Raw genomic sequence first — 17,620 nt, 5'->3', positions numbered from 1 at the left:
GTTGGTGATGATGTTGTGATGGGTGTTCGCTGATCCCTTCGGCTTCCCGGTGGTGCCGGACGTGTAGAAGAGCCCGGCCACTTCGTCCTCCCCTCGAGCTTCTGCGAAGTCGAGCGCGGCAGGTTCGCCGGCTGCCAGTTCCTCGATGGACGTGGTCCCTTTCGGCCGTTCCCCTCGGCCCCACACAACGATGCGGTCGGCCGGGAATCCCGCCTCGACGACGGTGACGGCGCGGCGGGCATCACAGAGCACCAGTGACGTACCGGAATCTTCGATGCCGAACTGGAGCTCCGCGGCCTTCCACCAGGCGTTGAACGGAACAACGATCCCCTGGGCCGCGATCACCGCCCAGTATGCGACAACCCAGTCGGGAGCATTGGCCCCGACAACGGCGACCCGGTCGCCCGGCTCGACATCGAACCGGTCGTGAAGAGCGCCGGCGACACTGAGCGCCCTGGCGATCGCCTGCGGGAACGTGTAGCGGACGTCGCCCTGCACCAGGTATTCGATATCTCCGTGGCTCATCCCTATCGCAAGCAGATCGCGCAGGTTGCGCGGACGGTTCTTGTAGACCCGCATCGAGTGACCGTGGACGACGGCCTCCTCGATTTCGAATAGCTGGCCGGGACCGGTGAGTTCCTCGAGAATCGGATCAACATGCGCCATCGGGCGAGAATAGGCAACCGGTTGCAGTCTGCGGGCGGGAATCACCCCATATCGGGTGGGATCCTCGCCCGAAAACGGGGTTAGGGTGCCCGCATGCGTGTTGTAATCGCTACAGATCCCGGCGAGCTCGCTCGATCGGCTGCCGCTCACATAGCCGGGTTGATCCTGCAATCGTCCGGTCCGCGAGTCACGCTGGGCCTCGCCGGCGGCTCGACGCCGCGCGCGACTTACCGGGAGCTGCGCGCTGCGCAGATCGATTGGTCGCGCGTCGATCTGTGGCTCGGCGACGAGCGCTGGGTAGCCCCGGATCACGAAGAGTCGAACGAGCGAATGGCACGCGAGGAACTGCTCGATCACGTACCTGCCGTCTTCCACGGCATCCGGTGGGAGAAGGGTCGTCCGCCTCACGCCGCCGCTGAAGAATACGCACGGACTCTCCAGAGGATCCTGGGCGATCACCCGGATATCGTCGTGCTCGGTATGGGCGACGACGGCCACACGGCTTCCCTGTTCCCGGGGACCGCGGCACTCGCCGAAACGGACGCCGACTACGTGGCCAACCATGTCCCCGGGCGGGGCTGGCGGTTGACCGCGACAGTTCCACTCCTCCGTCGTTGCCGGCATACGGTCTTCCTCGTGGCCGGCGAGGCCAAGGCCGACGTTCTCGCCCGAGTTCTCGGTGGGGACAAACTGCCTTCGGCGGTCGTGGCGGAGGCTGCCGGCGACGTGGTGTGGTTCGTGGACGAGGCTGCCGCCTCCCGGCTCGAAACCGGCTGAACCCGTGAAGATCTTTCCGACCGTCTTCGCGCTGTTGGTCCTCGCAGCCGCCTGCGCGGAAAGTGCGGTTCCCGCGACATCGCCTACTGCATCAACGACTGCCGAACCGACGCCGTCTCCATCGACGATCCCCGCCGGCACGCCCTACACCACCTTCGCCCGGATTCCGTTCACCGACTTGCTCGTACTCGACGTGCTCCAACCGGGAGGTGAGGGGCCGTGGCCCGTGACAGTTCTCGTTCACGGTGGAGGCTGGGTAGGCGGAGAGCGCGCTGATGTTTCCGAACTGGCCGGCCTGCTGGCTACCGCGGGATCATTGGTTTACAACATCTCATACAGGACGATGGCACTGGGCGGATCGTATCCGACTGCCTATGAGGACGTCGCCTGCGGCGTCCGGTTCGCACGCGCCACGGCACAGGATTACGGGGGCAAGACTTCGTCCGTGACCCTGGCCGGCTATTCGGCCGGGGCCCATCTCGCAGCCGTCGTCGCCCTCGCCGGCGACGAGTTCGACGGTGACTGCCTGGCCGCCGGGTCCGGCCTCCCCGATGCGTTCGTCGGCATCGCCGGACCCTACGACTCCGACCAGTTCTCTCCGCTGCTCATCCCGTTCTTCGGAGGATCCCGGACCGAAGCGGCGGAAGCCTGGAGCGCCGGCAATCCCTACTCCTACGTCGATCGGCGCATCTCGTTGCCTATCCACTTGCTCCAGGGAACGGCAGACGGAACGGTCCCTCAGCGGTTCACCATCGACTTCGCGGCCGCATTGAAGGCTGCCGGGCACAAAGTAGGACTCTCCATCATCGAAGGCGCCGGACATCGTGACATGGTCGACCCGGCGGCCTCCGGACCGGTCGCCGTCGAAACGGTCCTGGGGTTGCTGCCCTGAACGGCCGGGGGCTCCGTCCGGATCCGCTCAGACGTCCTCGAACCCGCGCACGGTGCTGCGCGGGCCGTACCGGGGCGCGTGTATGCCGGCTTGCTTGAGTAGCCGGATCACTCTGCCCCGGTGGCCTCGATACGGCTCGAGCAGCTCCAGCATTCGCGCATCGTTCGCCCGCGCTTCTCCGGCCAGAGCCCAGGCGACCACATTGGGCAGGTGATAGTCCCCTACCGGTACGGCATCGGCATCGCCGAGTGCGGTAGCCATCGCGAAAGCCGCCGTCCACGGTCCGATGCCGTCGAAGGCCGTCAGCCGGCGAACCGCCTCATCGCGCGACATCGTGACGATCTCTTCGAGACGGTCGGCGCGAGCTGCGACACCGCGGATCGTGTCGGCCCGCTTTCGTTCGATGCCCAGCGGGTGGTACTCGAAGTAGGGCAGGTCGGCGAGCACCTCGGGTGGAGGCGGAAGCCGCAGATCACCCGGGCCGGGAGCAATGCTGCCGTGCGCTTCGATCAACCGCCGGTACCCGCGATGTGACTCCTTGGTGGTCACCTTCTGTCCGAGGATGGTTGGAACCAGCACCTCGAATACCGAGAGCGTTGCCCCGAAACGCATACCGCCGGCCCGCAGGTGCAGGTCCCGCAGTAGCGGGTTGTCCGGCTTGAAGGTGGAAGGGTCGTCCCCGAATCCCAGCAGCGCCGGCACGTGCGAGATGGACCACTCGGCGCCGGCGCCCCAGGCTTCGGCATCGACGGCACCGGTGCGCATCACGAGCCGCAGGGTCGAGGGTCCGGCAGGCGTGTGTGAGGCTCGCCAAGCTTCCCCGGCGGCGACCCGCCCGACCGACTCGGCCGGTCCGAGCAATGGTCCCATGGTGCGCACCAGGTCGACGGGACCGGGAAGTTCGAAAGTGGCGTGCATCAGGTAGAAGGAACCTCCAGCGCGTCCGGGACTTCAGTCTCCAAACTGCGCACACTCCGCCGCCGCCAACCCCACAACGCGGCAAGAGTCGTTCCGACACCGGCCATGACAATCATCAGTCCGACGCCGCGACCCCGGCCGGTGCCGAGGATGAGCCCGACCGAACCGGCCAGCACACCGTCGGGCATCAACGCCGGTTCGAACACGCGGTCTGCGAGCGGGCCGGTGAGCAGCAGCGACACCGGGTAGATGACAAAGGCGACCATCCTGCGAACGGCAAAGACCCGCCCCTGGACCGCCGGGGCGACCTTTGTCTGCCAGAGGGTTTGGCTTGTACCGTTGATGATCGGAGCGAGAAACATGTCGATGGAACCGAACACGGCAATCAACCACACCGATTCCCATATGCCGGCGAGGGCCACCCCCACCCCTGCGACACCCATCATCCCCATGATCCCCGCGATTCGTCTTCTCGGCCCTCCCCAGGCACTCATCACCACCGACCCGAGCAACATGCCGGCGCCGCCGACCGACATCACGGCTCCGTAGGCGGTCTCTGTGCTGAATGCCAGGATGAGCGGGAGATAGAGCAGTCCGACGGCGGACAGCATGAAGTTGCCGACCGCGTAGACGCCCAGCAATCCGAGGAGCCCCGGTCGCGCACGCAGATAGTTCCAACCGAAGGAGAAGCTGCGCCACAGAGACGCCCCGGCTTCATCCTCCCGGATGGCCTCGGGGCGGGGAATGCGAACAACCGTGAGCGTGGCCACCGCAACCACGAACGTGACCAGGTCGATGATCAGGACCACGCCGAGCCCTGCCGTGGCAACCAGCGCGGCGGCCATGATCGGCGCAACCACGGCGCCGAGCGAGGGTCCTGCCTGGACCAGGCCGTTGGCCCTTCCGAGATGGCGCTTCGGTACCAGCAGTGGAACCGAAGCCCCGTAGGCGGGCTCCTGAAACGCGTTGGCGATTGCCCCGACTGCAGCTACCGGGTAGAGGTGCCAGATCTCCAGGGCGCCTGTGAGGAACAAGGTCGCCGCCACGCCGGTGGATACACCGGCTGCGATATCGGCAACGAGCATCACCAAACGTCTGTCAACGCGGTCGACGACCGAACCGGCCAACGGGCTGGCAACGAGTCCCGGCACATTGGCCGTCACGATGATGAGAGCGAAGGTCGTCACCGAACCGGTCTCGATGAACACCCAGATACCCATTGCGAATCCGGTCAGCGTGGACCCCAGCACGGACACGAGTTGGCCGATCCAAACGATCAGAAACGTACCGAAGCTGCCTCCAGCCGGCTCAGACTCCATCGATCGTTTCGCGCATCAGCATGTCGACCACTTCTTTGAGAGCCTCGTGCTGATCGGCACCGCCGTCCAACGCGGTGGTGTAGACGGACAGTTGCCGGTCTGCACTGGTTCCCTCCCTGGCGATCACCGCCAGATGCTGAAGCTCGTCGGTCATGCCCGCCTCGTCGGCATCGCGCCAGAGCAACTCGATGAGTTCATCGGCCAGTTGCGTGTAGGGAACCAGTTCACCCCGGCCGTAGTCCATCAGCGACCCGTCGACACCGTAGCGTTGTGCACGCCAGGTGTTCTCTGCGACCAGCATGTTGGCGTAGGTACGCCAGCGTTGGTTCTTCCGGCGGCGCCGGTAGAGCATCCGTAGGAGCAGAACGAACACGGCGGCCAGCGTGATCGCGTCTTCCATCCGGGTGCAGATGTCTGAGACTCGCATCTCGATGGTCGGATAGCGGGCGCTGGGCCGCACATCCCACCACAGCTTGGTGGCATCCTGGATGATGCCGGCTTCGACCAGCACGTTGACGTGCCGCTGGTATTCGCCCCAGCTCGAGAAGTGCTCCGGCAGTCCGGTCCTAGGTAGCGACTTGAAGACCGACATCCGATAGCTCTTGAGTCCCGTGTCGTTGCCGTGCCAGAACGGGGACGAGGTACTCGCCGCCAGAATGTGCGGCAGGAAGTACGAAACCTGGTTCATCAGATCGATGCGAAGATCGTCGTCTTCGATCCCCACATGTACGTGCATCCCGCAGATGACCAATCGTCGCACGACCGCCTGCATGTCGCGTTCCAGTTCCAGGTATCTGTCTTTGTCGGTGGGAAGCTGCTCACCCCACCGGGCGAACGGATGCGTGCTGGCCGCGATCAGACCCATCCGGTGCTCCCCGGCCACCTCGGCCACGTTGTGGCGAAGGCGGGCGAGATCCGAACGGGCTTCCTGGATGTTCGAACAAACCCTGGTGCCGACCTCGATCTGGGACCGCAGAAACTCGGGTCCGACCTGATCGAGTAGGCGACTCTGGCTCTTGGCCATCACGTCGGGCGGCGGATCCTGTACGAGATCGCGAGTCTCCAGATCAACAAGGAGGTACTCCTCCTCGATCCCCATAGTGAAACTGGGCTCGATCAACGCCATGTCGGGCTCCATCCGTCAGCGTGAACCAACGATACCGCCGCACGCCCGACCATGCCGGACTCAAGCCTCGGCGGGAACCGGCTCGCCGATCATGTCCGGGAGTACTAACTCGAGGTTGCGAATGTGCGGACGCGCATAGGTGACCAGAGCCACGAACACGGTGGCGGCACCCATGAGCACGAAAGCGAAGCCGATCCCACGACCGGGTCCGGTTCCGATGAGCGAACCCACCGAACCTGCCAACAACCCATCGTCGGCCAGCGCCGGTTCGAACACGGAGTCGGCCAACGGACCTGCGAGGAGGTAGGAAATCGGAGCTGCGAACTGGGCCAGCAATCGCCGCACCGAGAAGACCCTGCCCTGCATGTCGGGTGAGATCTTGACTTGCCAGAGAGCCTGTGAAGTCCCGTTGATGATGGCGACCGTCGCCATCAGCAGAAACACAGATGCCGCAACCAGCGGCACCGATTCCCTGATACCCGTCAGGGAAACGGCAACACCGGACACCGCCATGAAAGCCAGCATCCCGGGCACGCGGCGCTTCGGTCCGCCCCAGGCACTCATCACGACCGACCCGACGAGCATGCCCACTCCGGCGATCGACATGATCCCGCCTGCGGCGGCCTCATTCGAGAAGCTGAGCAGGAGCGGGAGGTAGAGAACGTTCGCGAAGCCGAGGATGAAGTTCAGAACGGCGGCCATGAGCAGGAATCCGAATAGCCCGGGGCGCTCTCGAAGGTACCTCCAGGCCCGGGCGAAGCCCTTCAGAAGCGGTTCGCCTGCATCGCTCGCCTCCGCGGACGGTGCCGGACGCGGAATCCGCACGGCCAGCAGAGTGGATACGGCGATGATGAAGGTCACCATGTCGACCAGCAAGACCGCCCCGATTCCGGCGATCAGTACCAGGACACCCGCCAGTGCCGGGGCGGCGATCGTTCCAATGGCAGGCCCGAGCTGGATCATTCCATTGGCCCTCCCGATATGCGCCTTCGGAACGAGCAACGGCACGGAGGCGAGATAAGCGGGCTCCTGGAAAGCGTTCGCAATCGAGCCGGCGGCCGCGATCGGATAGATGTGCCAGACCTCGAGGTTGCCCGTGAAATAGAGCAGCGCAGCCACCATCGTGGCCAGGCCGGCCGCCGAGTCCGCCAGCAACATCACCCTCCGCCGGTCCATCCGGTCGACCAGTGGACCGGCAAACGGTGTGGCGGCCATACCGGGAACGCTGGCCGCCAGGGTCAGGACGGCCAGGAGCGTGACGCTGTCGGTCTCGAGGTATACCCAGATCGCCAGCCCGAAGCCGGTGATGGTCGAACCGGTCACCGAGATGAGTTGACCGACCCAAACGATCAAGAATGTCTGGAACCCGCTGCGTTGCCCACTCATAAACTCTCCAGCCTTGTGATGTCAGAATGATGTCAAGTTGATGTCAACTTGTCAAGTTTTCATTCGAGCGACTCGCGCAAACCCTGGACATCACCGAACAGCTCGAAGTAGTCGGCCATGCTGCGCTCGATTACTTCGTGGGCATCGGAACTCCCGTACACGTGCGTTATCTCCGCCTTCCGACTCGGCGCACCGGGGGCGTCCTTGTAGGTGAGGAAGTAGTGGTTGAGACGATCGACCAAGGCGGGAGGGCAGTCTTTGATGTCCTCCATGTGGCCGTAGATGGCGTCACCCTGCATGACGGCGATGATCTTGTCGTCGGCCTCGTCACCGTCGATCATCCGCAACCCGCCGATTGGCACCACCGGCAGGAGGATGTCTCCGTGGGTGATCGATTTCTCGGCCAGGACACAGACATCCAAAGGGTCTCCGTCACCGACGATTCCGGTGCGTGACGCCCGCTCCATGCAGAACTCGGCGACCCGGTCGCCGCAATAGGTCTGCGGGATCAATCCGTACAGAGTGGGATAGACGTTGGAGAACTGCTGAGGCCTGTCGACCTTGAGAATCCCCGTGTCCTTGTCCAGTTCGTACTTGACGGTGTCGGAGGGGACGATCTCCACATAGGCGGTGACACGCGCCGGTGCGTCCGGTCCGATCGCAACTCCATGCCACGGATGGGCTCGGAGCAGCTTCGAGAAGAGGCGCTGGGCGTCGGTCATGCGCTTTCGACCTCGTCCACAACACCGACGACCACCGCTCTTATCGGCGCGACCTTCATCTCCATGATCTGACGCGCCCCATTGCCCTCATCGAGGATCAGAACGGTCTCCCCCGCTCCGGCGTCGACTACATCGACGGCGATCACATAGTCGCCCGTCGGTTCTCCGGAGGGATCAACGTAGTCGCACAGCAACAATCTCCGTCCGTCGAAAACGGGGGCACTTATCGTTGACACAACCGTCCCTGCCACCCTGGCAATCTTCATCGGGCACCTTCTTCGACCGGCGAGTGGCGACCCGCCCTCGGCGCCAGAGCTACTTCATCCACAATCCCGACGATGGCGTGATCCACCGGCACAAAGGGCTCGGGCATGGCCTGCGCCGCCTCACGGGATCCGACGATGTAGACGAGTTCGTCCGGTCCCGCCATGGCGACACCGTCGGCCGCGACAACCGGCCGTCCCTTCGGCTCCAGATCCTTGGTCAGCGGCTGCACGATCAGGAACTTGACGCCCTCGAGATTCGGTGTCTTCTCGGTCGCCACGACGGTCCCGATGACCCTCGCTAACTGCACGTCGCTCCTCCCGGCACCATGCCCGCACCCCGCTCCCGGGGGGGCGGACGTCCGGTGTTCGAGGCAGAGAGAGCAAGCTGCGCCTTCATCTACGCCTCATCTCTCATCCGTTTCCGGAACCTGCCGTCCTCGACCAGGTTCTCATCCATCTCCTCGTGGATCTGTGCGATCACACGACCCGCAATGATCTGATCCGGCGCCCGGGCGCACCCAATCTCCACGGCCGCTTCGACCTCGGCAACCGGGCCCGAGAAGAGCAAGTAGCCCTTGCCTCCCAGACCGTCGGCCATCCGGATCTCCCGCAGGGTGACTTCCGCACCTTTGCGGCCGGCGTCGGCGGCTTCGATCACGGCGGCCACGGTCGACGTTTCGATTATGCCCAGAGCCTCCCCGGGACCTGCCGCCCGTGCACCGGCCAGTGCCGCCACGACGTCGTCGTGAACGTCCGGCAGCAGCATCTCGTCGATGAGATGACCGGACCCGGCGAGGCGCCCGGCCTCGAGCGCTTCCTCGACGTCGGCAACCCGCCCGCCGATGAGCACCAGGTACTTGCCCGGATGAACGGTCCCCGCCCTGATCACATCCAGAGGAGCGCGCTTGATCATCGCGTCGCCGGTCTCGATGCCGACTGCGATCGAGTCGAACTCGAGCAACGCGACTGCGGGCTGCATGGGCATCAGACGATCCTCAATGCGCCGACGACCGTGACCCGCCGCTCCCGCGAAAACGTGCGCGGGCGGGTTAGACCGTCACCGGTCGGACTGGCGATCGAAAACGACGAGTAGCCCTCACCGCCCTCACCGAGGCCGGTGTAGAAAGAACCGTTGGCAACGAAGATCGAACAGTTCATCGCCCGCGCCATGCGGGTGATGGTTTCAACGTTGGTCGAATGAATGCCGGCAGTGTGCCGGAACCCGTGCTCGACCTTGACGGCCAGGTCGATGGCCGCGTCGACGTTCGGCACCCGAACGACCGGGAACACCGGCATCATCTGCTCGGTCCAGACCAGGCTGTGTTCGCGGGGCACATCCGCGACGATCAACCGGACGTCATCGGCGACTTGCACGCCGATCTGCGCCAGGATCAGCGACGCATTCTTCCCGATCCACTCCGGATTGACGACTCCCGGCCTGTTGGGCGGGCCGAGCTCACGGAAAACGACCCGCTCGAGACGCTGGAGTTCGTGCTGTTTGAGGATGTAGGCGCCCTTCTCCGCCATCGCCCGCAGAAGCCGATCCGCCACCGAATCGACGACGATTGCCTCCTTCTCGTCCACACAGATGATGTTGTTGTCGAAAGAAGCACCGGAAACGATGGCGGAGGCGGCCCGATCGATGTCTGCCGTCTCGTCCACGACCACGGGCGGGTTGCCGGGACCGGCTGCCACCGCCCGCTTCGACGTCTGCTGCGCCTCACGCACAACGCCCGGGCCGCCGGTGACGAGGAGGACCGGCACGTCCGGGTGGTGCATTAGTTCCTTGGCAGAGTCGACGGTCGGTTCGGGGATTGCCGTGACCAGATCGGGAGGTCCGCCGGCGGACACCGCGGCACGGTTGAGGAGGCGGATGTTCTCAGCAGAAACCCGCTTGGCGTTTGGATGGACGTTGAAGATCGCAGCATTGCCGGCAGAAACGATCGCGATGGCATTGTTGATGATCGTTGAGGTCGGATTGGTCGTCGGGGTGATCGCCCCGATCAATCCGAACGGAGCCCACTCGACCACGGCCATCCCCTGGTCGCCGGTGATCGCCACCGGCTCCAGGTCTTCGGGTCCCGGAGTCTTCAGCGCGACCACCCGGTTCTTGCGGATCTTGTCCTCATAGCGACCGAGCCCGGTCTCCGTGTGGGCAAGGAGCGCCAGGTTCTCGGCGTTCTCCAGCATCGCCTTCCGCATCGCCGCCACAATGGACTTGCGGGCCTCCAGGCCCATCGCCGCGTAAGCCCGCTGTGCGCGTCCGGCGGCTGCGACGGCGTCGTCGATCGTGCGGTAGATGCCGTCACCCAGTTCCGCGTCGGAGACCGCCAGGGCGGCCTGCGCCCTGAGCGCAGAAGCGGGCCGGTCCGACGCGGCAACATCCCCGAGCCGCCGGTCGACGCGTTCGATGATCGCCCGGATCTCTTCGTTGGTGAGGAGGCTCATTGGTTACTTGTGATAACGCTCATCGCCGCCGACCTCCCATGTGTCGACGATGGCCATCACCACCGCGTCGCAGGGTCGTTCGTGCGTGAACTCCGTCTGCCTGGCGGAGCTGCCCGTTGCGTAGAGAACCACCTCGCCGACACCGGCACCGACCGCGTCGGCGGCCACCACGTAGCTACCCGTCTCGGTGTTGTCCACGTCGAGCTGTTGGAGCACGAGGAACTTGAGCCCGGACAATCGGGGCTCTTTCCGGCTGGCAACAAGCGTGCCGGCTACACGTCCGAGGAGCATGCGCTCCCTCCTTTGCCTACTCCTTGCCCGCCTCTTCGGCGCGGCCGAGCGGGAGCACGAGGTCGATGTTCGTGTGCGGACGGGCGATGACATGGCTGGCGATGACTTCACCGACGCGCTCTGCACCGCGAACGCCCGCCTCAACGGCTGCCTTGACGGCGGCAACATCGCCGCGGACAACGGCAGTCACATAGCCGCCACCGGTCTCCTCGTAGGAGACGAGTTCCACTTTGGCTGCCTTCACCATCGCATCGGCAGCCTCGACCATTGCTGCGAAGCTTCTCGCTTCGATCATTCCAAGGGCTTCAGCCATTGGTTCTCCTCCTCGTCGTTATTCCTCGCGGCCTTCCAAACCTTCCAGTGCGGCGACTGCCGCCCGCCAACCTACGTCGATGTCGCGTTCCTCTCCACCGAGATAGACCCGGCCCATCGAACCGAAAGCACGAACCTCCAGAACGTTGATGTTCGCCGCCTTTTCCGCTTCATTGGCGGCCAGCGCAGCGTAAGCGGCCGGCTCGCACTCGAGCACGTAGAGCGTCTGTCCGGGAATGATCATGTTTCCGTGGCGCATCCGGTTGATCAATTGGGCCTGGTGATCGTCGATCCTGCGCACGATCTGACTCGACAGGATCTTCGGCTTTATCCGGTCGGCTTCCTGCAGGCCGATCGCGTCGAGTATCGCCGCTCCTGCTCCGCGTGCCTCAGCCTGCTCCGGTGAATGGATCTCGAGCAGCCCGTAATAGCGCTCGACGATCTGCATCCCGGGCTTGACCCGGTTCGACTTGAGAGCGACGTCGGTTACTCGATTGATCTCGATGCCGGGGGCAATCTCGACAAAGAGCGACGCATCGTGAGCGAGCGGAAGGAAACCCTGGGCGGTCGTGCCGATGAACGCCGCGTACTGAGGCTGGAGGCTGTCGAGGAACACAAAGGACCGAAGATCAATATTGCTCACTCGATGTACCTCCCGTAACGATCGAAATTCCGGCAGAAGCTCCGATTCTCGTCGCACCTGCCGCAATCATCTCCTCGGCATCTTCGCGGTTCCGGACGCCGCCGGAGGCTTTTACTCCCATTTTCGGCCCGACGGTCTCCCGCATGAGCAGAACGTCGTGGACGGTCGCACCGCCGCCGGCAAAGCCGGTGGAGGTCTTGACGAAATCCGCCTTCGCCTCCTTGGCCAGGTGCGAGGCCATGACTTTCTCTTCGTCATCGAGCAGGCTGGTTTCGATTATGACCTTGGCCAGGGCGCCGACCTCATGACAGGCATCCGCGACCTTGGCAATGTCATCTCGAACATGATCGTATTCGCCCGACTTGAGAGCGCCGATGTTGATGACCATGTCGATCTCGCGCGCACCGTCCCGCAGCACACGACGCGTCTCCATGGCCTTTACGTCCGAAGTGGTTGCACCAAACGGGAACCCGACCACGGAAGCGACGCGGACACCGGTTCCTTTGAGATTGACCGCCGCCCGCTTGACCCAGGCCGGGTTGACGCACACAGCGGCAAACCCATAGTCCTTGGCCTCGGTGCAGAGGAGGTCGATGTCGTCGGCGGTGGCGTCCGGCTTGAGGAGGGTGTGATCGATGAACTTGGCCAGATCGAGCGGGACGTCCGAACCGTTGCCCTGATAGCTGACCCGGTCCGCTCCGTTGGCAACGATATCGCGCACTTTGTCCGGGCTGTGAGCAGCACACGCGCCTTCGCATTCGGCATCAGGATCGGCGGACCGCGACAAGGCGGAGAGAACCTCCCTCGTGACCGCCTCGATGAGTTCTTCGCGATTCATTTCTCGTCTCTCAGATAGCGCTGCTCGATTTCCATCATCTTCTCGATGCGGGCAGCGTGTCGCCCCGGCCCCCAGGGCGTACCCAACCATTCCTGTGTGATCTGCCACGCTAGCCCGTCCCCGATCAGACCCGCTCCGAGCGTGAGCACGTTGGCGTGGTTGTGTTCGCGGCTGTTTCTCGCAGACGAGAGGTCGTAACAGAGGGCCGCTCGAACGCCCGGGACTTTGTTGGCCGTCATCGCCGAACCGATGCCGGCGCCGTCGACGACCAGGCCGTAGGTTGCCTCGCCGTCGGCGACCTTGCGTGCCACCTCGTGCGCGAAGTCCGGGTAGTCGACCGAGTCGGTGGAACCGGTGCCGCAATCGATTACCTGATATCCGGCCTCTTTGAGGCGAAAACCCAGCCGTTCCTTGAGCGGATAGCCCCCGTGGTCGGCTCCGATGGCGATGACCGGGCTTTCGCCCGGCGTCGAGATGGGCGAAGCCGCGTCGTCCGGCATGAGGCCGTCGACGATGCGACTCACGATCTCTCGAATCTCAGCTGCGTCGGGCATGTCGGACGAATCCTAGGGATCCAACGCGCCGAAGTACGACAACGTCTCCGAAGGGCAGCCGCACGGACGAGGGCCCCGCCTGCACGGGTTTTGCCGGAGCCCCCGGCCGGACCTCGGCGGAGCTTGATCACGGGAATCTGGCTAGGACCTTCCTCCGGGCGTATCCTGGCGCCGATGACAGACTCCAGACGTCCGGTTCCCAGCCAGCAGATGCGACCGAACCAGCCGCAGCCACCGTCGGCCGACGAACTCGACGGCGAAAGGTGGGTCGACTTGCGAGAAGCTGAGGAGCTGACCGGCATCCCGGGCTCGACCATCCGCAACTGGGCGAGAAAAGGGCGAATCGACTCCAGATTCGAGATGGATGAGTCCGGCGACCGGCGGTATGTGGAGCTGTCCGAGGTGCTCGCCTGGGCCGAGCATCTCGGACGGCAGCACAAGAGGGTCGTGAGAGGTGTTGCGCGCCCTGCCGGCTCTCCGGCAGATCCGAGTCCCTCCGGAAGCCGGGACCTCACCGAAGACAGAGCGGCAAGCGAGGAAGTAGCAGCGGATCGAGCGGCCGAGGAAGTCCGGGACGCCGCGATTGGCGACTCGCCACCAGCGGAAGGCGCCGAAGCCGCCGAGTTCGAGCCACAGGATGAACCCGACGGGACCCGAGACGACGTCTCGACTGCCCGGACGGAGATCGCGATCGAGGAGGCCGACGACGAGGACCGCGCAGCCCGCGACATCCCGGAGGGGACGATGCTCGTTCCTCTCGATGCGTGGAACAAGATGCTCAATCAGTTGGGCAACCTCCACGAGGCAGGCCAGCAACTGGCCGACGCCCGGGAGCGAGCGGCCAGAGCGGAGACGGAAGTTCAGTTCCTCCGCGAGCGCCTGGCGGAACTTCGCGAGCGGTCCGGGACCGAGGCGGCCGCTGATCCATCACCACCCGAAGATGTCATAGATCCGCTATGGGTGGACCTCTATCGCCGCTGGAAACGCCGCCGCCCCTGAACCACCCGGGTTTCTCAGCAATACTGATGCGCGTATAGAACGCCGGCATTGCTGAGAAAATGTCAGGGCTTGGTGGCTGTGACCCTGGCGCTCCAGACCTTGCCGGAGACCGCTTCCGCAATGTCGCGTATCCCCACAGAAGCGGGGTTGCAGCAACTCGAAGACGAGGCGTCGGCGATGTCAGAGACCAGCAGCTCCTCCATCTGATTCGAGTCATAGGGCATCCGCTCCTCCACACCCACGTCAACCAGTCCCACGGCTCGCAAACCCCGGACATAGTCAGATTCGCTGATCGCTCCTCCGATGCACGAGCTGTAGAGAGCGGTGTCGGCTCTTACCCAGTCCGGCAAATCCTCGGCGACGACGTCCGACACGGAGATGCGACCGCCGGGCTTCAAGACCCTCGCAATCTCCGCAAAGACCTTGTCCTTTTCCGGAGAGAGGTTGATCACGCAGTTGGAGATCACCCAGTCCACCGACGCATCCGCCACCGGCAGATCCTCGATGATTCCCTTCCGCACTTCGACGTTGCTCAACCCGGCTGCCGCGATGTTTTCCCGGGCCCTGACGATCATTTCATCCGTCATGTCGATTCCGATCACCGAACCATTCGGACCGACCTTCTTGGCGGCGAGCAGGAGGTCGATCCCCGCTCCCGAGCCCAGATCAAGCACAACGTCGCCTTCACCGATCCCGGCAAAGGCAACGGGGTTCCCGCAACCGAAAGAGTTCACGACTGCATCCGCCGGCAGTTCGCGAAGTAGGGCCTCGTCGTATCCCGCCAACTTGGCTGCCACACCTTTCGGTGCAGGACTCCCGCAGCAACTCTCCGCTTCGATCGCCGCCGCGTATGCCTCCGACACCTGCTTGCGAGTCAGCTTCACGTCAGTCATTTTGGGACTCCTCTTCGGTTGAACAACAGGATTCGAGCGCGTCAGCCATAGCCCTGAGCTGGTCGGCGAGAACCTGGCGGGGAACGGAGTAGTAGACCTCCCGCCCCCGTTTTTCGGAGGTGACTAGCCCGGCGTTGCGCATAGTGGCCAGGTGCCGCGAGACCACCGACATGTCGACGGAACAGCACTCGGCAGCCTCGGACACGGTGCTCGGCTGCATCCGCTCGGACAGGGTGGTGAGCAAGACGAGCCTATTGGGGTCGCTCAGCGCCTTGAAAAGCTCCGGCTGCACCAGGACGCTGAGCTCATCACAGCATCCGGCAGCCACACTCTTGTTTGTTTGCGTCATTATGCAAATATCGTAGGGCCGTTGACCCACCCTGTCAACAGAAACCAGATTCTCAGCAATACTGTTGCTCCCCACGCGCCACAGCATTGCTGAGAAAATTCACTCCGCCGAGCGCCAGGCTTCGCGAACCTTCATCCGTTGCCCGATGTGCAGAATGCCTCCGACATACAGGCGTCCTGCCAGCCGGATCATTCCGTAGATGGCCGCCCCCATCATCACGACCGCGGCGATCAGTTCCCACCAGGAAATCGCGGATTGCACAGTCCTGATCGGCACGACGAACGGCGCAGTGGCCGGGATGAACGTGGTGATCGTCGCCAGCAGCCCATCCGGATGCTCGAGCGTCTGGAACGCCAGGATGTACCCGACGACGCCCACCAGGGTCAGCGGTGTCGCGACGCTCTGCGCATCTTCCATCCTGGACACCAGCGCACCGAGGCCCGCATAGGCGACCGCGTAGAAACTGAACCCGAGAACGAACCACAGGATGAGCGATCCCAGTACCGAGAGAGTCAGCTGCGGAAGGTCGAACAAGTCCACCGCCAGGGCAGCGACTAGCGCCGACCCGGACACCAGGGCCAGCTGTAGAAGGCCGAGGAGCCCGATACCGGCCACCTTGCCTGCAAGCAGATGATGCGGCCGCAACGCCGACATCAGGACTTCAACGATCCGGTTCGACTTCTCCTCGATCACGCCGTTGAGGGTCCAGGCTCCGTAACTCAGGATGGCGAAATACAGCAGGAACAGGGAAGCAACGCTGGCGATCTCATTCGCGAGCCGGTTGGGATCCTCGGGCTCGAGGCCTCTCACTTCGATCGGCTCGCCGGTCAGGGTGGTGGCCAGTTCCTCGGCAGACACACCCGCCTCCACAACGATCTCCTGCAACTCGAGCGTCTGTGCCGCCCCGCTCAGCAAACCGACCAACCCGGCGCCACCCGACACGTAGAAAACGGAACTGCCGGCCTCGCGCACCACCACCTGACGGCCGTCAACGAGAAGGCCGTCGATCTCCCCATCGGAAACGGCCGACTCGCCTTCCACCACCGACGAGAACTCTGTGATCGATATCTCCACCTCGACGGCGCCGGCCAGTACTTCGAGCGTCGGCAGGTAGTCGGAATCGATCGTCCCCACCACCCCCAGGTCGTAGGTCACACCGTCGTCTCCGTCGATGACCGCGGGCAATACGATCGCCGCCACGACGACGACCATCAGTATCAGCGTCGTGATCCTGTAGGTGCGGCCCTTCGACCGCTCCCGCAGTTCCCGCCTGGCCACCAGCCAGGAAGCGCGGAAACCCGTCATCGCCGCACCGCCTCGAGAAACACCTCGGAGAGGCTCGGCGCTTCGAACTCGACATGGGTCACTTGCCCGGCCCCGGCCGCCGCCACCAGGAGCTCGTCGATCGGGAACGAGCGTTCGACGACCAGAACCACCCTCTCCCCCTGCACCGAACTCGACACGATGTCCGGGTAATCCGGAAGCCAGGATCCGTCGCTCCCGGACACATGCACCTCCACCCTGCGATGCGCCGCCCGCTCCTTGATCTCTGCCACCCGTCCCGTGAGCACCACCTTGCCGGAATCGATGATGGCCACGTCTTCGCAAAGATCCTCGACGAGGTCGAGCTGATGGCTGGAGAACACGACCGTCTTGCCCGCGGCGGCCTGCCGCTTGAGGGTCTCGCCGAGGCTGTTCACGCCGATCGGGTCGAGTCCGCTGAACGGCTCGTCCAGGACGAGAAGCTCGGGATCGAAGATGAGTGCTGCCGCCAGCTGAATCCTCTGCTGGTTGCCGTGCGAAAGCTGTTCGAGCCGGTCCTCTGCCCGATCCAGGAGTCCGAACTCGTCCAGCCAGCGATCCGCCGCCTCGAGCGCAGCTCTTACCCGCATCCCGTGCAACTCGCCCAGATAGACGAGCTGATCCCGGACCTTCATGCGGGGATACAGCCCGCGCTGCTCGGGCATGTAGCCGAAGGTCCGCCTGGTCGCCTCATCGATGGGAGCACCACCCCAGGTGACCCTGCCGGCGTCGAGAGCAACCAGACCGAAAACCGAGCGCATCGCCGTCGTCTTGCCGGCCCCATTCGGCCCGAGAAAACCGAGCATCCGACCGGGCGCCACCGAGAAGCTGCATCCGTCGAGCGCGGTGATTTCCCCAAATCGTTTGGACAGTCCGAGTAGTTCGAGCATCGGGTCAGGAGATTACGACCCCGATCGCC

22 protein-coding genes are annotated in these 17,620 nt (G+C 64.2%); 3 read left to right on the top strand and 19 right to left on the bottom strand.

Annotated features, from left to right (window positions below; all coding sequences use genetic code 11):
- A partial coding sequence (locus VLT15_08055) for a class I adenylate-forming enzyme family protein (protein HSR45168.1) occupies positions 1-666 on the bottom strand: 666 nt, incomplete at its 3' end.
- A gap of 93 nt (positions 667-759) precedes the next feature.
- Between VLT15_08055 and pgl the strand changes: the two genes are divergently transcribed.
- Together pgl and VLT15_08045 are read left to right on the top strand one after the other, a co-directional pair.
- Entirely contained in the window at positions 760-1,443 is a 684-nt protein-coding gene (gene pgl, locus VLT15_08050; GenBank protein ID HSR45167.1) for a 6-phosphogluconolactonase, read from the top strand.
- Between the two features lie 4 nt (positions 1,444-1,447).
- On the top strand, positions 1,448-2,335 hold the full coding sequence (locus VLT15_08045) for an alpha/beta hydrolase (protein ID HSR45166.1): 888 nt from the start codon (positions 1,448-1,450) through the stop codon (positions 2,333-2,335).
- Positions 2,336-2,362: 27 nt separating this feature from the next.
- Here the strand turns inward: VLT15_08045 and VLT15_08040 are convergent, their stop codons facing one another.
- From VLT15_08040 to rpiB, 14 genes are all read right to left on the bottom strand, one after another.
- Complete coding sequence (locus VLT15_08040; protein ID HSR45165.1) at positions 2,363-3,253, bottom strand: DNA-3-methyladenine glycosylase 2 family protein; 891 nt, start codon at positions 3,251-3,253, stop codon at positions 2,363-2,365.
- Positions 3,253-4,572 carry an MFS transporter gene (locus VLT15_08035; protein HSR45164.1) on the bottom strand — a complete coding sequence of 440 codons (1,320 nt, stop codon included), beginning with the start codon at positions 4,570-4,572 and terminating at the stop codon, positions 3,253-3,255. The genes VLT15_08040 and VLT15_08035 overlap by 1 nt, the downstream gene beginning before the upstream one ends.
- Entirely contained in the window at positions 4,562-5,692 is a 1,131-nt protein-coding gene (locus tag VLT15_08030; protein HSR45163.1) for a carboxylate-amine ligase, read from the bottom strand. Before VLT15_08030 ends, VLT15_08035 begins: the two co-directional genes overlap by 11 nt.
- Before the next feature lie 66 nt (positions 5,693-5,758).
- Positions 5,759-7,084 (bottom strand): MFS transporter, encoded by a 1,326-nt coding sequence (locus VLT15_08025; GenBank protein ID HSR45162.1) that lies wholly within the window; start codon positions 7,082-7,084, stop codon positions 5,759-5,761.
- A 59-nt stretch (positions 7,085-7,143) separates the two neighbouring features.
- The gene (locus VLT15_08020; GenBank protein ID HSR45161.1) at positions 7,144-7,806 is read right to left on the bottom strand and encodes an inorganic pyrophosphatase; all 663 of its coding nucleotides are present in this window, start codon (positions 7,804-7,806) and stop codon (positions 7,144-7,146) included.
- A complete protein-coding gene (locus VLT15_08015) occupies positions 7,803-8,072 on the bottom strand; it encodes a EutN/CcmL family microcompartment protein (protein ID HSR45160.1) in 270 nt (89 codons plus the stop codon). The genes VLT15_08020 and VLT15_08015 overlap by 4 nt, the downstream gene beginning before the upstream one ends.
- Positions 8,069-8,380, bottom strand: a complete 312-nt coding sequence (locus VLT15_08010; protein HSR45159.1) for a EutN/CcmL family microcompartment protein — start codon at positions 8,378-8,380, stop codon at positions 8,069-8,071. Before VLT15_08010 ends, VLT15_08015 begins: the two co-directional genes overlap by 4 nt.
- Positions 8,381-8,469: 89 nt before the next feature.
- Positions 8,470-9,057, bottom strand: a complete 588-nt coding sequence (locus VLT15_08005) for a BMC domain-containing protein (protein ID HSR45158.1) — start codon at positions 9,055-9,057, stop codon at positions 8,470-8,472.
- Entirely contained in the window at positions 9,057-10,520 is a 1,464-nt protein-coding gene (locus VLT15_08000) for an aldehyde dehydrogenase family protein (protein ID HSR45157.1), read from the bottom strand. Before VLT15_08000 ends, VLT15_08005 begins: the two co-directional genes overlap by 1 nt.
- A 3-nt stretch (positions 10,521-10,523) precedes the next feature.
- Complete coding sequence (locus tag VLT15_07995; protein ID HSR45156.1) at positions 10,524-10,811, bottom strand: EutN/CcmL family microcompartment protein; 288 nt, start codon at positions 10,809-10,811, stop codon at positions 10,524-10,526.
- Positions 10,812-10,827: 16 nt separating this feature from the next.
- On the bottom strand, positions 10,828-11,124 hold the full coding sequence (locus VLT15_07990; GenBank protein HSR45155.1) for a BMC domain-containing protein: 297 nt from the start codon (positions 11,122-11,124) through the stop codon (positions 10,828-10,830).
- An 18-nt stretch (positions 11,125-11,142) separates the two neighbouring features.
- Positions 11,143-11,766, bottom strand: coding sequence for a hypothetical protein (locus tag VLT15_07985; GenBank protein HSR45154.1), 624 nt, complete (start codon positions 11,764-11,766; stop codon positions 11,143-11,145).
- Positions 11,753-12,478: a deoxyribose-phosphate aldolase gene (gene deoC / locus VLT15_07980; GenBank protein ID HSR45153.1), complete on the bottom strand. Its 726-nt coding sequence runs from the start codon at positions 12,476-12,478 to the stop codon at positions 11,753-11,755. Before deoC ends, VLT15_07985 begins: the two co-directional genes overlap by 14 nt.
- A 122-nt stretch (positions 12,479-12,600) precedes the next feature.
- The gene (gene rpiB, locus VLT15_07975) at positions 12,601-13,158 is read right to left on the bottom strand and encodes a ribose 5-phosphate isomerase B (GenBank protein HSR45152.1); all 558 of its coding nucleotides are present in this window, start codon (positions 13,156-13,158) and stop codon (positions 12,601-12,603) included.
- Positions 13,159-13,332: 174 nt separating this feature from the next.
- Here rpiB and VLT15_07970 point away from each other — a divergent pair, with 174 nt between their 5' ends.
- Positions 13,333-14,157, top strand: a complete 825-nt coding sequence (locus VLT15_07970; protein ID HSR45151.1) for a helix-turn-helix domain-containing protein — start codon at positions 13,333-13,335, stop codon at positions 14,155-14,157.
- 62 nt (positions 14,158-14,219) lie between these two features.
- On the opposite strand, the gene arsM is transcribed toward VLT15_07970, so the two are convergent.
- The 4 genes from arsM to VLT15_07950 all read right to left on the bottom strand — a co-directional run bounded on the left by arsM (position 14,220) and on the right by VLT15_07950 (position 17,591).
- A complete protein-coding gene (gene arsM, locus VLT15_07965) occupies positions 14,220-15,050 on the bottom strand; it encodes an arsenite methyltransferase (protein HSR45150.1) in 831 nt (276 codons plus the stop codon).
- Complete coding sequence (locus VLT15_07960; protein HSR45149.1) at positions 15,043-15,399, bottom strand: metalloregulator ArsR/SmtB family transcription factor; 357 nt, start codon at positions 15,397-15,399, stop codon at positions 15,043-15,045. Before VLT15_07960 ends, arsM begins: the two co-directional genes overlap by 8 nt.
- 99 nt (positions 15,400-15,498) lie before the next feature.
- Positions 15,499-16,704, bottom strand: coding sequence for an ABC transporter permease (locus VLT15_07955; protein ID HSR45148.1), 1,206 nt, complete (start codon positions 16,702-16,704; stop codon positions 15,499-15,501).
- Complete coding sequence (locus tag VLT15_07950) at positions 16,701-17,591, bottom strand: ATP-binding cassette domain-containing protein (GenBank protein ID HSR45147.1); 891 nt, start codon at positions 17,589-17,591, stop codon at positions 16,701-16,703. Before VLT15_07950 ends, VLT15_07955 begins: the two co-directional genes overlap by 4 nt.
- Positions 17,592-17,620: the final 29 nt, after the last annotated feature.

It is taken from the genome of Acidimicrobiia bacterium, assembly GCA_035471805.1.
Lineage (GTDB): Bacteria > Actinomycetota > Acidimicrobiia > Spongiisociales > JAHEDJ01 > JAHEDJ01.
This window is presented reverse-complemented; position numbering and strand designations above follow the sequence as displayed.

Coding starts and splice junctions, on each gene's coding strand:
- pgl (HSR45167.1), top strand. CDS start 760: ATGCGTGTTGTAATCGCTACAGATCCCGGCGAGCTCGCTCGATCGGCT.
- VLT15_08040 (HSR45165.1), bottom strand. CDS start 3,253: ATGCACGCCACTTTCGAACTTCCCGGTCCCGTCGACCTGGTGCGCACC.
- VLT15_08035 (HSR45164.1), bottom strand. CDS start 4,572: ATGGAGTCTGAGCCGGCTGGAGGCAGCTTCGGTACGTTTCTGATCGTT.
- VLT15_08025 (HSR45162.1), bottom strand. CDS start 7,084: ATGAGTGGGCAACGCAGCGGGTTCCAGACATTCTTGATCGTTTGGGTC.
- VLT15_08020 (HSR45161.1), bottom strand. CDS start 7,806: ATGACCGACGCCCAGCGCCTCTTCTCGAAGCTGCTCCGAGCCCATCCG.
- VLT15_08015 (HSR45160.1), bottom strand. CDS start 8,072: ATGAAGATTGCCAGGGTGGCAGGGACGGTTGTGTCAACGATAAGTGCC.
- VLT15_08005 (HSR45158.1), bottom strand. CDS start 9,057: ATGCCCATGCAGCCCGCAGTCGCGTTGCTCGAGTTCGACTCGATCGCA.
- VLT15_08000 (HSR45157.1), bottom strand. CDS start 10,520: ATGAGCCTCCTCACCAACGAAGAGATCCGGGCGATCATCGAACGCGTC.
- VLT15_07995 (HSR45156.1), bottom strand. CDS start 10,811: ATGCTCCTCGGACGTGTAGCCGGCACGCTTGTTGCCAGCCGGAAAGAG.
- VLT15_07990 (HSR45155.1), bottom strand. CDS start 11,124: ATGGCTGAAGCCCTTGGAATGATCGAAGCGAGAAGCTTCGCAGCAATG.
- rpiB (HSR45152.1), bottom strand. CDS start 13,158: ATGCCCGACGCAGCTGAGATTCGAGAGATCGTGAGTCGCATCGTCGAC.
- VLT15_07970 (HSR45151.1), top strand. CDS start 13,333: ATGACAGACTCCAGACGTCCGGTTCCCAGCCAGCAGATGCGACCGAAC.
- arsM (HSR45150.1), bottom strand. CDS start 15,050: ATGACTGACGTGAAGCTGACTCGCAAGCAGGTGTCGGAGGCATACGCG.
- VLT15_07960 (HSR45149.1), bottom strand. CDS start 15,399: ATGACGCAAACAAACAAGAGTGTGGCTGCCGGATGCTGTGATGAGCTC.
- VLT15_07955 (HSR45148.1), bottom strand. CDS start 16,704: ATGACGGGTTTCCGCGCTTCCTGGCTGGTGGCCAGGCGGGAACTGCGG.
- VLT15_07950 (HSR45147.1), bottom strand. CDS start 17,591: ATGCTCGAACTACTCGGACTGTCCAAACGATTTGGGGAAATCACCGCG.